The following is a 16,279-nucleotide window of genomic DNA, read 5'->3' as shown; positions in this document are numbered from 1 at the left end:
TTACGAAAGGAGAGAGCGCAGATGGTAAATGGTGTTCTTTTATTACATAAAGAAAGAGGGATGACCTCTCACGACTGTGTGTTCAAAGTGAGAAAGCTCTTACATACAAAAAAAGTCGGACATACAGGCACCCTCGACCCCGAGGTATCAGGTGTTCTGCCCATTTGTATCGGAAGAGCAACGAAGATTGTCGAATACTTAACAGATAAATCGAAAACGTATGATGCAGAAATCACGATTGGATTTTCTACAACAACAGAAGACCAAACAGGTGAGATCGTAGAAGAAAAAAAGGTGCAAAACCCCATCTCAGAAGAAGACATTGATGCTGTGCTGAAACAGTTTCAAGGAACCATTGAACAAATTCCTCCTATGTTTTCGGCTGTGAAAATTGGCGGAAAAAAACTCTACGAATATGCAAGAGAAGGCATTGAAATTGAGCGGCCGAGCCGCGAGATTACGATTCACCGTATCGAGCGGACAACACCTGCTTTATTTGAAAATGGAAAAGTATCATTTAGATTCACCGTTTTATGTTCAAAAGGAACGTATGTCAGAACCTTAGCAGTTGATATTGGAAAGAAACTAGGATTTCCAGCTCATATGTCACATCTCATTCGCATAGGATCAGGTGATTTTACACTAGATGAGTGCATCACCCTTGATGAGTTGCGAGATATAAGCGAAGAAGGCACAGTAGATGAGCACCTTGTCTCGATCGAGCGTGCGCTCAATCATTTGCCGAAATGGGAGATAAATGATACATTAGCAAGTAAAGTGGAAAACGGTGCAGTCCTGCCCATGCCTGATGAATTCGCTCATTTCGCAGAGGAAGATCGTGTCGCTGTCTTTGCTCCTTCAGGCAGGTGTTTGGCGATATATATGAAGCACCCGACCAAACAGAATCTGATGAAGCCGGCGAAGATCTTATCTCAGGACAAGCAATCTTAAAGAAAAGGTGACCATCTCGTGAAGACTATACATATTTCACACCCACATACATTGAATCAAAAGGATCAAGACCCGTCTGTTATGGCTTTAGGGTATTTTGACGGTGTTCACCTCGGACATCAAAAAGTGATTGACGCAGCAAAAAGCATTGCGAGAAAAGAAGGATTGGCTTTAGCGGTCATGACCTTTCATCCGCACCCATCACATGTTTTGCAAAAAGCACGTGAACCCAAGGACTTAATTACACCGCTTGAGGATAAAATTGATTTCATCGAACAACTGGGCGCTGACTATTTATACATTGTGCAGTTCAGCGAAAGCTTTGCAGCGCTATCTCCTCAAGAGTTTGTCTATCAATATTTAGATGAGCTGAATGTGAAGCACGCAGTAGCTGGTTTTGATTTTACGTTTGGCCGTTTTGGTGCAGGCACAATGGAAACCTTCGATGAGTACGGAAAAGGGCGTATCACGGCCACCATCGTTCCTAAGTTGTCCAATCAAGACCGAAAAGTCAGCTCAACACTCATACGCTCTGCATTGAAAAATGGGGATGTTGAATATGTGAGTGAGCTTTTAGGAAAACCGTATCAGCTGCGCGGTATTGTCATTCATGGTGATAAACGAGGACGGACGATCGGCTTTCCGACTGCGAATGTCGGTTTATCTGCTGAGTATATCATTCCGCCAACAGGGGTTTATGCAGTAAGAGCAGAAGTGAAAGGTAAAGTGTATGACGGTGTTTGTAATGTTGGCTATAAACCAACCTTTTATGAAAAACGTCCTGATCAACCTGCCATTGAAGTAAACCTCTTTGGTTTTAACGAAGAAATATATGGTGAACCGATTAAATTACAGTGGTTCAAGCGCATTCGCAGTGAGCAAAAATTTAACGGAATCCAGGAGTTAACGGCTCAAATCAGTCAAGATAAAGAAGAAGCGATTCAGTTTTTTCAACATCAGCGAAAGCAAACAAAAAATTCATAGAAAAACAGCTCTACCATTTGCAAATTCAGCATATTTTTAGTATGATTATTCCTGTAGCTTTAAAACCACTTACTTGGCAGGCCGACTTCACCGACGGTTGCGAGGTAGATGGGGCTAACATGATTTGGAGGTGAAACAGGATGGCTATTACTCAAGAGCGTAAAACTCAATTAATTAGTGAGTTCAAAACACACGAATCTGATACTGGATCTCCAGAAGTTCAGATCGCTGTCCTAACAGAATCAATTAACAACTTGAACGAGCATTTACGTACTCATAAGAAAGATCACCACTCACGTCGCGGTCTTTTGAAAATGGTAGGTAGACGTCGTAATCTTCTTACGTATCTACGTAATAAAGACGTAACTCGTTACCGTGAGTTAATTAACAAACTAGGCTTACGTCGATAATCGTAAAAAGCGGGAGGATTCCCGCTTTTTTATCGTATAATCACTAATATTTTATGGTTAAAATGTTGAAAGAATGGCAAAAACCCTTCTACATACACCTTTCACATTGATATGTGAAAATCATTTTGTTCATAATAAGAATTAACTAAAATTTCAAGATAAGAGAGGAGTTTTTCTCAGAATGGGACAAGAGAAACATGTCTTCACCATAGACTGGGCTGGACGTCAACTGACAGTTGAAACTGGCCAGCTTGCAAAGCAAGCAAACGGAGCGGTCCTCGTACGCTACGGAGATACAGCTGTGCTTAGCTCAGCAACAGCTTCTAAAGAACCAAAACCACTTGATTTCTTCCCGCTCACTGTGAACTACGAAGAAAGATTATACGCAGTAGGTAAAATTCCTGGTGGCTTCATTAAAAGAGAAGGCCGTCCAAGTGAAAAAGCGATCCTTGCGAGCCGCTTAATTGATAGACCAATCCGTCCATTATTTGCTGATGGATTTAGAAACGAAGTACAAGTTATTAGTATCGTCATGAGTGTGGATCAAGATTGTTCATCTGAAATGGCTGCAATGTTTGGCTCATCTTTAGCATTATGTGTGTCTGACATTCCATTTGAGGGACCAATCGCTGGCGTTACAGTAGGACGAGTTGATGGAAAGTTTATCATCAATCCAAATGTAGAACAGCTTGAACAAAGTGACATCAACCTTGTAGTCGCTGGAACAAAAGATGCGATCAACATGGTCGAAGCTGGTGCTGACGAAGTACCAGAAGAAACAATGCTTGAAGCTATCATGTATGGTCACCAAGAGATCAAACGTTTAATCGAATTCCAAGAGGAAATTGTCAAAGCAGTCGGTAAAGCAAAAATCGATATTCCTCTATATGAAGTAGATCAAACGTTAGCAGACGAAGTAAAAGCACTTGCTGAAACAGACCTGCTGAAAGCGATTCAAGTACATGAGAAGCATGCACGTGAAGATGCAATCAGTGCAGTGAAAAAAGCTGTGGTTGAGAAATTTGAAGAAGAAGATCGCGACGAAGCGACAATTAAACAAGCGAAAGACGTATTAAACAAGCTTGTCAAAAATGAAGTTCGTCGTCTGATCACTGAAGAGAAAGTACGTCCAGATGGACGTGGTGTAGATCAAATCCGTCCACTTTCTTCAGAAGTAGGACTTCTACCAAGAACGCACGGTTCAGGTCTATTTACAAGAGGACAAACACAGGCGCTCAGTATTTGTACATTAGGTGCACTTGGCGATGTGCAAATTCTTGACGGTCTAGGCGTTGAAGAATCAAAACGCTTCATGCACCATTACAACTTCCCTCAATTCAGTGTTGGTGAGACAGGGCCAATGCGTGGCCCAGGACGCCGTGAAATCGGACATGGAGCGCTAGGTGAACGGGCATTAGAACCAGTGATCCCATCTGAAAAAGATTTCCCTTATACGGTTCGCCTTGTGTCTGAGGTACTGGAATCAAACGGATCTACTTCACAAGCAAGTATTTGCGCAAGCACACTTGCGATGATGGATGCGGGTGTTCCAATTAAAGCACCAGTTGCAGGGATTGCAATGGGACTTGTGAAATCCGGTGAATACTACACAGTGCTGACAGACATTCAAGGAATGGAAGATGCACTTGGTGATATGGACTTTAAAGTTGCAGGTACATCAAAAGGTGTAACAGCACTTCAAATGGATATCAAAATCGATGGTCTATCAAAAGACATTTTGGAAGAAGCGCTCCAACAAGCGAAAAAAGGAAGAATGGAAATCTTAGATAGCATGCTGTCAACGATTCCTGCTTCTAGAGGAGAATTGTCTCGTTATGCACCAAAAATCTTAACGATGAAAATCAATCCTGATAAAATTCGCGATGTCATTGGACCAAGCGGTAAACAAATCAATAAAATCATCGAAGATACCGGTGTGAAAATCGATATTGAACAAGATGGTACAATCTTTATCTCTTCTACAGAAGAAGACATGAACCAAAAAGCGAAGAAAATCATTGAAGATCTTGTGAGAGAAGTTGAAGTAGGACAACTTTACTTAGGTAAAGTAAAACGCATTGAAAAATTCGGTGCTTTCCTTGAAATCTTCAGCGGCAAAGATGGACTTGTTCATATTTCTGAGCTTGCGCTTGATCGTGTAGGCAAAGTAGAAGATGTCGTGAAGATTGGCGATGAATTACTTGTCAAAGTCACTGAAATCGATAAACAAGGCCGTGTGAACCTTTCTCGCAAAGCTGTTTTACGTGAAGAAAAGGAAAAAGAAGAAAAACAGTCTTAATGAAATATGTTAGAAGCCAGGTATCCGTACCAGGCTTCTTTCTTTTCTTGCGCTAACAATAGTTCTAGCTTGTTTCTCCCCATCATAATTTGTGGTAAAGGGGAGGGACAACCATTGAAAAAAACGTTACCATTCATTGTGTTTGTATTTTTACTGCTCGTGTCATATCAAACGATGAAGCAGCCGGCTGCTGTTACATATATTGAATCAATGAAAGAGCATGCTGAGGTTGCATCTGTTTCAAAAGATATTTTATATCAAGAGATTGAATCGAAGTCTTCTGACTATGAAGTGAAGGCGCAAAATGCTAAGATTGATAAAGTGTGGAAAAAGATGCCTGGTCTAAATGGACAGACGGTCAATATCGATGCCTCTTATGAAAAAATGAAAAAACAAGGGTCATTTGATGAAAAGCTGCTTGTTTTCAATGAAACAAAACCTTCTATTCATTTACATGAACTTGGTGCTGAACCCATTTACAAGGGACATCCAGATAAAAAAATGAATGCTTTCCTCATCAACGTGGCTTGGGGTGACGAGCATTTAATCAAGATGTTAAAGACACTGGAAAAGCATCAGGTCAAGGCGACCTTTTTCTTAGAGGGCAAATGGGTGAAAAAAAGCACGGATCTTGCTAAAAAGATCGTGGCAGATGGTCATGAAATTGGAAACCATTCATACAATCACCCAGATATGCGCACACTGACAAGAGAACGAGCATTAGAGCAGATTACCAAAACAAATCGTCAAATTGAAGAATCCCTTGGAAAAAAACCGAAGTGGTTCGCCCCTCCAAGCGGTAGCTTTAAAGAAGAAACAGTGAAGCTTGCCGCAGAAGAAGGAATGGAAACCATTATGTGGACGGTAGACACCATTGACTGGCAAAAACCGTCACCAAACGTACTACAAAAACGGGTGCTTGGAAAAATTCACAATGGGGCGATGATATTAATGCATCCAACAGATTCGACGGCGAAAAGTCTTGACGCACTTATCACTCAAATCAAGGAAAGAGGATATGAATTAGGAACGGTTTCTGACCTCCTAAGTGAAAAAAGACATCCGTGATCCGATCTGTTTGTTGAATAGGAGGAGCAAAACTTGGTCAAAACGTATACATGCCAAAACGGAGTAAGAATTGTACTTGAAAACAATCCCACTGTAAGATCTGTCGCAATTGGCGTCTGGATTGGAACGGGTTCTAGACATGAGACACCAGAAATTAACGGAATCTCACACTTTTTAGAGCATATGTTCTTTAAAGGGACAAAGACGAGATCTGCACGTGATATCGCAGAATCCTTTGACCGCATCGGTGGTCAAGTAAATGCCTTTACGTCAAAAGAATACACTTGCTACTATGCAAAGGTGCTTGATTCACATGCCGGCTACGCCCTCGATGTATTAAGCGACATGTTCTTCCACTCTGCTTTTGATGAAGAAGAGCTGAAAAAAGAAAAAAATGTAGTATATGAAGAAATCAAAATGTATGAGGATACACCTGATGATATCGTTCACGATCTGTTGAGCAAAGCGATTTATGGTGATCATTCTTTAGGGTTCCCGATTTTAGGAACAGAAGAAACACTTTCTACCTTTAACGGTGATTCTCTTAGAGCTTATATGGATGAATTCTACACGCCGGACCGCGTCGTTATCTCTGTTGCAGGGAATGTGGATGACACATTCATTAGTGAGGTTGAAAAGTTGTTCGGTTCGTATGAAACGAAAGGAAAAAAACAGCCTGTAGAAGCGCCGCAATTTCACTATGACAAGCTCACACGCAAAAAGGAAACAGAGCAAGCGCATCTATGCATGGGCTTTAATGGCCTCCCAGCTGGAGACAAAGGCATCTATGACTTAATCGTCTTAAATAATGTTCTTGGGGGAAGCATGAGCAGCCGCTTATTTCAGGATGTAAGAGAAGACAAAGGCCTCGCCTATTCCGTTTTCAGCTATCACAGTTCATTTGCAGATAACGGCATGCTGACGATTTATGGCGGGACTGGAGCGAAGCAGTTAAACCTGCTCTCTGAAACCATCTTACAAACACTTGACGTCTTAAAGCGTGAGGGAATTACGCAAAAAGAGCTTGAAAACTCTAAGGAGCAAATGAAAGGGAACCTAATGCTCAGTCTTGAAAGCACAAACAGTAAGATGAGCCGAAACGGTAAAAATGAACTGCTCCTTGGCAAACATCGTACACTTGATGAAATTATTGAAGAAATCAATAAAGTCACATTAGACGGTGTGAATAACTTATCAAAACGAATCTTTACTGAGGATTATGCGCTCTCGCTTATTAGTCCTACGGGTGATCAGCCATCATAATGTAAACAACACGGCAGGCTTCTTATGAGGTCTGCCGTTTATTGTATATCAAGTAGAAAGGGGCACTGCTTACATGGAACGTGAAAAACTGAAACTCCTCTCTCCGCTTCTGACACAAGCCATCTCCTTTCAGCCGATGACATCTGGCTTTTCTGGAAACCGTACTTACCTCGTCACAACATCCTCAAGTGAAAAGCTGGTGCTCAAGCTATCAAATCTCAAAACGTATACTAATTTTAAAAGAAAAGCTTCAGTTCAGCAAAAGTTTAAAAATCGAGGGCTTCTATGTTCTGAAGTCATGGAGGTTGGAATGAATCCTGAACTTAACTGTACCTATCGTATTTTCTCTTTTATTGAAGGAGAGAACGCTAGAGCATCCATCCATCTGCTTACAAATGAAGAGCAGTATGAAATCGGAAGACGGGCAGGCAGAGAGCTGAATTTCATGCATACATGTCCCGCACCTTCTCATGTCGCGCCATGGGATGAGAGAGTCATGGCGAAACATGAACGGTATGTACATGCCTATCAATCAAGTGGAGTGACCTTTACGAAAGAGCAATTCGTATTAGATTTTATCAAATCACATGCTGATGCGGTAAAGGCGAGACCTAATCAATTCCAGCATGATGATTTTCATTTGGGGAATATCATCATACAAGAAGGTGAGTATGCCGGCGTCATTGATTTTGATCAATCTGACTGGGGTGACCCGGTTCATGATTTTTATAAATTGTCCTTATTTAGCCGAGAAAATAGTATTCCGTTTTCAGCAGGGCAACTGGATCACTATGTAAATACGCAGGTCACAGACGATTTTTGGCTTCTTTTTTCTATCTATACAGCAATGAGCTGCTTTTCTTCTATTGTTTGGACGCTTTCTTATGACACTGAACATGTACAAGGTATGGTGAACCGAGTGGAGAGAATGCTGGCAGACCATGATCACTTTCATCAACTGAAACCAGCTTGGTATTCAAATTGGCATCATGCATAACTTGCAAAAGCGGGACGGTCTATTTCTTCTTGTGGCTGCATATATGATACGGAAGGGAAGTGATGCGATTTTGAGGCTAAGCGAGCTGTCAGGAAAAGAGATCGTTGATATTAAAAGAGCGGAGCGGCTTGGCGTGCTTGGACAAACCGACCTTGAAATCAATGAACAGGACGGTCAAATCACAGCACTCATCATACCTTCCGTGAAGTGGTTTGGCTTTCGAAAGCAAGGAAATGACATCCGCGTCCCGTGGAATCACATTCAAAAAATAGGATCAGATATGATCATTCTCGATGTGCCTGAAGCACTTCAGCCGCCCGGGGAAAAAGAGCATCCATCATAAATGGGTGCTCTTTTTCTTTTCTCTCTTCGATTTGTTCACAGGCTGAATCCTCTCCTCATATGCTGAAAGGGAGATTCAGAAAATATTACAGACTTTTTTAAATAAAGAAGGTGAACGGTCAGTATGTTGAGCGGTTTAACGGTTGCGGTGATCGGGGGAGATGCAAGGCAGCTTGAAATTATTCGCAAGCTGTCACAGCAGCATGCCAAAGTGTTTTTGGTTGGATTTGATCAGCTGGATCACGGATTTATTGGGGCTGAAAAGCTAAAAATGTCAGAACTTCCATTCGAACAGGTAGACAGTATGATCCTGCCAGTATCAGGGGCAACGGATGAAGGTGTTGTCGCGACAGTTTTCTCAAATGAACAGGTGTTACTAGAAGCAACTTATTTAGAAAGAACCCCTGCCCATTGTACCTTGTACTCAGGTATTTCTAATACGTACTTAGACAATCTGGCAAAGCAGGTGAACCGAAAACTTGTGAAGCTGTTTGAGCGAGATGATATTGCCATATATAACTCTATTCCAACAGTTGAAGGGATTATCATGATGGCCATTCAGCAAACGGATTATACGATTCATGGATCACGTGTCGCTGTTCTTGGACTCGGAAGAACAGGACTCACCATTGCCCGCACATTTCGGGCACTCGGTGCGGATGTAAAAGTAGGGGCAGCAGATACAGCGCATTTAGCGCGGGCATTTGAAATGGGACTCGATCCATTTTCAATGGACCGGTTAAAAGAAGAAGTAACCGATGTAGATATCATCATCAATACCATTCCAAGCCTTGTATTAGATTCATCTGTCATCGTCAGCATGACACCAAAGACACTCATTTTGGATATCGCCTCCCGCCCAGGAGGAACAGACTTTGACTTTGCACAAAAACACGGGGTGAAGGCGCTTCTTGCACCAGGACTCCCGGGGATTGTCGCACCAAAGACAGCGGGGCAAATCATTGCAAAAGTGCTTTCTGGGCTCTTATGTGAACTTGCAGAGGAAAAAAGGGGGATGGAATCATGACAACATTAAAAGGGAAAAGAATCGGCTTTGGCTTAACTGGTTCCCACTGTACGTACGAAGCTGTTTATCCGCAGATCGAAGCACTTGTAAAAGAAGGAGCAGAAGTGCGTCCAGTGGTGTCATATACGGTCCAGAACACGAATACAAGATTCGGAGATGGGGCGGACTGGATTGAGCGGATCGAGAAGCTGACTGGCTTTAAGGCGATTGACTCAATCGTGAAAGCAGAGCCGCTCGGACCTAAGCTGCCACTTGATTGTATGGTCATTGCTCCATTAACAGGGAACTCGATGGCGAAATTCGCAAATGCCATGACAGACAGCCCTGTTTTAATGGCGGCAAAAGCAACCATTCGAAATCATCGTCCTGTCGTTTTAGGAATTTCAACAAATGATGCGCTAGGCTTAAATGGTACAAATCTGATGAGGCTGATGTCGACAAAAAATATTTTCTTTATTCCATTTGGCCAGGATGATCCATTTAAAAAACCGACCTCCATGGTCGCGAACATGGATTTGCTTTCTCAAACAGTAGAAGAGGCACTTCAGCATAGACAAATTCAGCCAATTTTAATTGGACCAAGCGAATAATAGATTCACTAGAAAATCATGAAAGATTCAAAAAAGATGCTTCAAGCCTTGCTTTTCTATGGTAAAATAAAATGTAAAAAGTCATAGGATGGCCATCCGAAAGAAAAGAATCATGGATGGGTCGGAAGGAGTTTTACTGATGGGAAGAGGATTGCATGTAGCTGTAGTTGGAGCGACTGGAGCTGTCGGTCAACAAATGTTAAAAACACTAGCTGACAGAGATTTTGAAATGGATACACTGACTCTACTATCCTCAAAACGTTCTGCTGGAACAAAAGTGACATTCAGAGGTCAAGAGTATACTGTACAGGAAGCAACACCTGAAAGCTTTGAAGGAGTAAGTATTGCATTATTCAGTGCTGGAGGAAATGTTTCCAAGGCGCTAGCTCCTGAAGCAGTCAAACGAGGTGCGATTGTTGTAGACAACACAAGTGCTTTCCGTATGGACGAAAACATCCCTCTTGTCGTACCAGAGGTAAACGAAAAAGACTTGCATGACCATAAAGGAATCATTGCAAACCCTAACTGTTCAACGATTCAAATGGTAGCGGCATTAGAACCGCTTCGTCAGGCGTATGGCATGAAAAAAGTCATCGTGTCCACTTACCAAGCCGTATCAGGTGCAGGACATGAAGCCATTGACGAGCTATATAGCCAATCACAAGCCATTTTAAATAAAGAAGATGTGAAACCGGAAGTCATGCCTTATCAAATTGCATTTAATGCGATTCCGCAAATTGATAAATTCCAAGACAATGGCTATACATTTGAAGAAATGAAAATGATCAACGAAACGAAAAAAATCATGCATATGCCAGAGCTGGAAGTAGCGGCAACATGTGTGAGACTTCCAATTGAAACAGGACATTCAGAATCTGTTTACGTCGAACTAGAATCAAACGACGCAACAGTTGAAGACGTCAAGTCCATTCTAAAAGATGCTCCAGGCATTACACTGCAAGATGATCCGTCTCAGCAAATTTATCCAATGCCTGCAGATGCTGTTGGGAAAAACGACGTATTTGTCGGCCGCATTCGGAAAGATTTGGACCGTCCAAACGGGTTCCATATGTGGATTGTATCTGATAACCTGCTAAAAGGCGCTGCATGGAACTCCGTTCAAATTGCAGAAAGCTTAAAAGCATTAAAATTAGTTTAACATTCAATGGATGATGAGGACGAACAGAAGAGAGTTAGGCATCATTCGCCTGCTCTCTTCTGTTACGTCAGAATGAACTTGGAGTGAAAACAGTGAAAATAATTGTCCAAAAATTTGGCGGTACATCTGTCAAAGATGATCAAGGTAGACAAAGGGCACTTGCACATATCTTATCGGCAAAAGAGAAAGGCTATAAGTCGGTTGTCGTCGTTTCCGCAATGGGACGAAAAGGCGATCCTTATGCGACAGATACGCTGCTTGGTCTGCTTTACGGCAGCGCGCAGCATATGACAAATCGAGAAAAAGACTTGCTCGTTTCCTGCGGAGAGAATATTTCAGCTGTTGTGTTTTCAAGCATGCTGAATGAAAACGGGCTAAAAGCTGTAGCGATGACAGGCGCACAGGCTGGCTTTGTGACAGATAAGGAACATACGAGTGCGAAAATTATTGATATGAAGTGCGAACGTCTCGAGGCGGCACTATCTGAACATGATGTTGTCGTTGTTGCTGGGTTCCAAGGAGCCGCGAAAAATGGAGACGTGACCACAATTGGACGAGGCGGCAGTGATACGTCCGCAGCTGCTTTAGGTGCTGCATTACAGGCAGATTTTATTGATATTTTTACAGATGTAGAAGGCGTCATGACGGCAGATCCCCGCATTGTTGAAAATGCAAAGCCGCTCAGAGTCGTGACTTATACAGAAATTTGCAACCTTGCATATCAAGGAGCAAAAGTCATTCACCCGAGAGCTGTCGAAATTGCGATGCAAGCAAAAGTACCAATGAGGGTCCGTTCAACATACTCTGATGAAGAGGGCACACTCGTCACGTCACACTACTCAGATAAAATGAGCCATGATGTGTACGACCGCCTCATTACGGGTATTGCACATGTCAATGATGTGACGCAAATCAAAGTCCCGGCAAAAGAAGGGCAATACAGCGTCCAAACAGAGGTCTTTAAAGCAATGGCTAATGCACAAATCAGTGTCGATTTCTTCAATATTACACCGAGTGAGATTGTGTATACCGTGACAGGTGCAATGACTGAAAAGGCAACCTCGATCCTAAAAGATCTTGGTTATACGCCAATTGTCACAACAAATTGTGCGAAAGTATCAGCTGTTGGCGCAGGCATCATGGGTGTACCAGGTGTCACATCAAAAATTGTATCGGCTCTATCCGAGCAAAACATTCCGATTTTACAATCGGCTGACAGCCATACGACCATTTGGGTGCTAGTGAACGAAGAAAACATGAGAGCGGCTGTCAATGCCCTGCACGAAGTGTTTGAACTTTCAAGATAAATGTGATTGAATCATGATGAGGTGAAAAAAATGAATTTCGGAAATATCGCAACAGCTATGATTACACCTTTTGATAAAAAGGGCAACATTGATTTCCAAAAGCTATCAATTCTCATTGATTACTTGTTAAAAAACGGCAGTGACTCATTAGTCGTTGCAGGGACAACAGGCGAATCGCCAACTTTATCGACTGAGGAAAAAGTCGCTCTTTTTCAGCAATCGGTAAAATTAGCAAATGGTCGTTGTAAAATCATTGCAGGAACAGGCAGTAATAATACAAATGCGTCTATCAAACTAACGAAAAAAGCAGAAGAAGCGGGCGTTGATGCAGTGATGCTTGTCGTACCTTACTACAACAAGCCATCACAGGAAGGCATGTATGCACACTTTAAAGCCATTGCCGAGTCTACATCTCTTCCTGTCATGCTTTACAATGTACCAGGGAGAACGGCTGCGTCATTAGCCCCAGAAACAACCATTAAGCTTGCGCAAATACCTAACATTGTCGCAATCAAAGAAGCAAGTGGTGATCTTGATGCCATGACAAAAATCATTGCAGAGACACCAGAGGATTTCGATGTCTATTCAGGTGACGACAGCTTAACACTTCCAGCTGTATCTGTTGGTGCAAAAGGAGTAGTCTCTGTGGCGTCTCATATCGTAGGGCTTGATATGCAGCAAATGCTGAAAAGCTATGCTTCAGGTCAAACGGCCAATGCCGCATTGATCCATCAAAAGCTGCTTCCAATCATGAAACAGCTATTCTCAGCGCCAAATCCAACGCCTGTCAAAACAGCTCTTCAGCTGAAAGGACTAGATGTCGGATCGGTTCGTCTTCCGCTTCTACCTTTGTCAGAAGAAGAGAGACTGGATTTAAGCAGCGTCTTAAACAGCTGATCAAAACAAAAGATTTCGTAAGCGGTCATTCTCAGATGTCCCTGAGTATGACCGTTTTTTATACATAAACACTTTCTTAAAATGTGACTTCATCTTGTTTTCTAAAATTAGATTCAGTTATAATAGCATTAAGCGATGATGGACGGGCTTGAGACTAGGAGGATAAGAATTTTGAAAAAGAAAAATACAGAGAACGTAAGAATTATTGCACTTGGAGGCGTTGGAGAAATCGGGAAAAACTTATATGTCATTGAAATTGATTCGGACATATATGTGGTAGATGCAGGCTTGATGCATCCAGAAAACGAAATGCTAGGCATTGACGTTGTCATTCCTGATATCTCTTATTTAACAGAACGTGCTGATCGGGTGAAAGCAATTTTTCTTACCCACGGACATGATGAAGCAATCGGAGGCGTATTCCATTGCTTAAGCAAATTGTCTGTACCAGTTTACGGAACGAAGCTGACCCTTGCGTTACTTCGAGAAAAATTAAAACAGTATGGCTTCAATCAAAAAGCTGATTTGCGTGAGGTACATGCAAAATCAGTCATTACGTTTGAAACAACAAAGGTATCATTCTTTAGAACGAATCACAGCATCCCTGATTCAGTTGGGATCAGCTTCAAAACCTCTCTTGGTTCAATCGTATGCACAGGTGATTTTAAATTTGATCAAACCCCAGCGCTTAACCAAGCCTGTGACATCGGAGAGATTGCGAAAATTGGAAACAATGGCGTTTTAGCACTTCTTTCAGACAGTGCCAATGCTGAAAAACCAGGCTATACACCTTCTGAGGCGCTCGTCCAAGACGAAATCTCAAATGCGATGTACAATGCTGAAAATCGTGTCATTGTGGCTGTATCTTCATCTAACATTAACCGAGTGCAGCAGATCATTAATGCAACAAATCAAAATGGCCGTAAGCTTGCCGTAGCAGGAAAGAATATGATGACGACTCTTCAGCTGGCGATCAAACTTGGTTATGTCACAGCAGACGAAGAATTATTTGTACCAGTTCAAGAAGTGAAGAAAATGGCGAAAAACGATGTGGTCGTCCTGACAGCTGGAAGCCACGGAGAGCCTTTAGCTGCGTTAACAAAAATGGCGAAACAAAATCACAAACAGCTTCATATTGAAAAAGATGACACGGTTGTGATTGCATCTACACCTCTTCCTGGACAAGAACTTACCTATTCAAAAACAGTGGATTTCCTTACAAGAAGCGGCGCACAAGTCATTTTTGCACAAAAACGTGTGCATGTTTCTGGACATGGCTGCCAAGAAGAGTTAAAGCTCATGCTGAACTTACTAAAGCCGAAGTATTTAATTCCGGTGAATGGCGAATATCGTATGCAAAAAGCACATTCTCGTGTTGCTGAAGAAGTGGGAATGAAACGAAGTGACATTTTCTTGATTGATAAAGGGGATGTTGTGGAGTTTAGAGGACAGAACGTCAAGATTGGTGAAAAAGTTCACCAAGGCAATATTTTGATCGATGGTCTTGGCGTTGGTGATATCGGGAACATTGTGTTACGCGATAGACGCCTATTGTCTCAAGATGGTATCTTAATTGTCGTCATTACGCTCGATAAACAAAAGAAACAATTAATTTCTGGACCTGAAATCATCACAAGAGGATTTGTGTATGTCAGAGAATCTGAAGAGCTGATTGTGAAAGCGACAGAAATGGTCAAAGGGATTGTCAAAGAGCAAACGGAAAACTCAATTGTTGAATGGTCAACATTGAAACAATCCATGCGCGACGTACTTAATCAATTCCTATATGAAAAAACAAAACGTAAGCCGATGATCATTCCGATTATTATGGAAGTATGATGAGAAAGCCCAAGGAGCATAAGCTCTTTGGGCTTTTTTGATGTGGTGCGAGGAATGCGGATTGAATATGGCCTTCTTGTTCATAATAGGAGGAGAGTTTGAGGAAAGGATGGAGACAAATGGACGAAAAAAATGAACAGCAGCCTGAGCGAAAGCCAGAAGAAAAAGACAGCATTATGAGCAAAATACAGCAGCTTGGTGAAACAGCCATACCACAGCTCCCGCAAGATACAAATATCCATTGCCTCACCATTATTGGACAAATTGAAGGGCACATGCAGCTTCCACCACAAAATAAAACAACCAAATACGAGCATGTCATACCGCAAATCGTAGCAGTAGAGCAAAACCCAAAAATTGAAGGGCTTTTGATAATCTTAAATACAGTAGGCGGCGATGTTGAAGCGGGACTAGCGATTGCAGAAATGCTTGCTTCTTTATCAAAACCGACTGTATCGATTGTACTTGGCGGCGGCCACTCCATTGGTGTCCCGATTGCTGTATCGTGTGACTATTCCTATATTGCGGAAACAGCCACGATGACCATTCATCCTGTGCGTTTAACTGGTCTTGTGATCGGTGTCCCGCAAACCTTTGAATACTTAGATAAAATGCAGGAAAGAGTCATTAACTTTGTGACAAGCCACTCCAATATTACAGAAGAGAAGTTCAAAGAGCTCATGTTCTCAAAAGGCAATTTGACAAGAGACATTGGAACAAATGTTGTTGGTCATGAAGCGGCAGAATACGGTCTCATGAATGAAGTAGGCGGTGTAGGACAAGCGATTAAAAAGTTGAACGAGCTGATTGGAGAAAGGGCATCTCAAAACGAGGGGCTGATCCAATGATTTTATACACACCTATGCCATATGAAGCCATTTACGCAGAGGAACAAGGAGACCGCAAACTTCAGCAGGTAAACATCCAAGGCGTGCCAGTTATGGTTGAAATGAAAGAGGATGAAGCAGAAATCGTTCAGGTCATGAGCACCAATCCAATGGACTTTTTGAATCAAGAGCTTGCACCAGGCAAGCGATTGAAGTTACAATTAGGCTCCAATCAAACCGACTCATATGAATGATTCTATGCTATAATAAAGGGAAAACTTACAACAAGATGCAGCCAAAACCAGGCTGCTTTCTTTCT

The 16,279-nt window shown here is 42.1% G+C and carries 16 protein-coding genes; all 16 read left to right on the top strand.

What is annotated here, in order from left to right; all coding sequences use genetic code 11:
* Window positions 1–21 precede the first annotated feature (21 nt).
* Window positions 22–951 (top strand): tRNA pseudouridine(55) synthase TruB, encoded by a 930-nt coding sequence (gene truB, locus MHH40_RS02315; protein WP_050945010.1) that lies wholly within the window; start codon window positions 22–24, stop codon window positions 949–951.
* An 18-nt stretch (window positions 952–969) separates the two neighbouring features.
* On the top strand, window positions 970–1,935 hold the full coding sequence (gene ribF, locus MHH40_RS02310) for a bifunctional riboflavin kinase/FAD synthetase (RefSeq protein ID WP_050945008.1): 966 nt from the start codon (window positions 970–972) through the stop codon (window positions 1,933–1,935).
* A 140-nt stretch (window positions 1,936–2,075) separates the two neighbouring features.
* Complete coding sequence (gene rpsO / locus MHH40_RS02305; RefSeq protein WP_012009997.1) at window positions 2,076–2,345, top strand: 30S ribosomal protein S15; 270 nt, start codon at window positions 2,076–2,078, stop codon at window positions 2,343–2,345.
* Window positions 2,346–2,526: 181 nt separating this feature from the next.
* Window positions 2,527–4,644 carry a polyribonucleotide nucleotidyltransferase gene (gene pnp / locus MHH40_RS02300; RefSeq protein ID WP_003211098.1) on the top strand — a complete coding sequence of 706 codons (2,118 nt, stop codon included), beginning with the start codon at window positions 2,527–2,529 and terminating at the stop codon, window positions 4,642–4,644.
* A gap of 174 nt (window positions 4,645–4,818) precedes the next feature.
* Entirely contained in the window at window positions 4,819–5,712 is an 894-nt protein-coding gene (locus MHH40_RS02295) for a polysaccharide deacetylase family protein (RefSeq protein ID WP_223250646.1), read from the top strand.
* Between the two features lie 33 nt (window positions 5,713–5,745).
* Entirely contained in the window at window positions 5,746–6,975 is a 1,230-nt protein-coding gene (locus MHH40_RS02290; protein WP_050945004.1) for a M16 family metallopeptidase, read from the top strand.
* A 73-nt stretch (window positions 6,976–7,048) separates the two neighbouring features.
* Window positions 7,049–7,972, top strand: coding sequence for an aminoglycoside phosphotransferase family protein (locus tag MHH40_RS02285; protein WP_050945002.1), 924 nt, complete (start codon window positions 7,049–7,051; stop codon window positions 7,970–7,972).
* 70 nt (window positions 7,973–8,042) lie between these two features.
* On the top strand, window positions 8,043–8,315 hold the full coding sequence (locus MHH40_RS02280) for a YlmC/YmxH family sporulation protein (protein ID WP_012010001.1): 273 nt from the start codon (window positions 8,043–8,045) through the stop codon (window positions 8,313–8,315).
* A gap of 123 nt (window positions 8,316–8,438) precedes the next feature.
* A complete protein-coding gene (gene dpaA, locus MHH40_RS02275) occupies window positions 8,439–9,341 on the top strand; it encodes a dipicolinic acid synthetase subunit A (RefSeq protein ID WP_003212195.1) in 903 nt (300 codons plus the stop codon).
* Entirely contained in the window at window positions 9,338–9,931 is a 594-nt protein-coding gene (dpaB, locus tag MHH40_RS02270) for a dipicolinate synthase subunit B (RefSeq protein WP_050945000.1), read from the top strand. The genes dpaA and dpaB overlap by 4 nt, the downstream gene beginning before the upstream one ends.
* A gap of 139 nt (window positions 9,932–10,070) precedes the next feature.
* Window positions 10,071–11,090 (top strand): aspartate-semialdehyde dehydrogenase, encoded by a 1,020-nt coding sequence (gene asd / locus MHH40_RS02265; protein WP_003211715.1) that lies wholly within the window; start codon window positions 10,071–10,073, stop codon window positions 11,088–11,090.
* Between the two features lie 92 nt (window positions 11,091–11,182).
* The gene (gene dapG, locus MHH40_RS02260; RefSeq protein ID WP_050944998.1) at window positions 11,183–12,397 is read left to right on the top strand and encodes an aspartate kinase; all 1,215 of its coding nucleotides are present in this window, start codon (window positions 11,183–11,185) and stop codon (window positions 12,395–12,397) included.
* Window positions 12,398–12,427: 30 nt separating this feature from the next.
* On the top strand, window positions 12,428–13,294 hold the full coding sequence (gene dapA, locus MHH40_RS02255; RefSeq protein ID WP_003211660.1) for a 4-hydroxy-tetrahydrodipicolinate synthase: 867 nt from the start codon (window positions 12,428–12,430) through the stop codon (window positions 13,292–13,294).
* A gap of 171 nt (window positions 13,295–13,465) precedes the next feature.
* Window positions 13,466–15,133, top strand: coding sequence for a ribonuclease J2 (gene rnjB, locus MHH40_RS02250; protein WP_003212233.1), 1,668 nt, complete (start codon window positions 13,466–13,468; stop codon window positions 15,131–15,133).
* A 119-nt stretch (window positions 15,134–15,252) separates the two neighbouring features.
* Window positions 15,253–15,981, top strand: a complete 729-nt coding sequence (locus tag MHH40_RS02245) for a ClpP family protease (RefSeq protein ID WP_003212436.1) — start codon at window positions 15,253–15,255, stop codon at window positions 15,979–15,981.
* Window positions 15,978–16,214: a YlzJ-like family protein gene (locus MHH40_RS02240; RefSeq protein WP_003211099.1), complete on the top strand. Its 237-nt coding sequence runs from the start codon at window positions 15,978–15,980 to the stop codon at window positions 16,212–16,214. The genes MHH40_RS02245 and MHH40_RS02240 overlap by 4 nt, the downstream gene beginning before the upstream one ends.
* Window positions 16,215–16,279 lie beyond the last annotated feature (65 nt).

It is taken from the genome of Bacillus sp. FSL K6-2431, from assembly GCF_038005165.1.
Taxonomy (GTDB): Bacteria; Bacillota; Bacilli; order Bacillales; family Bacillaceae; genus Bacillus; species Bacillus pumilus.
Note: the sequence above shows the minus strand (reverse complement) of the source record. Positions and strands in the feature narration are given on the sequence as shown.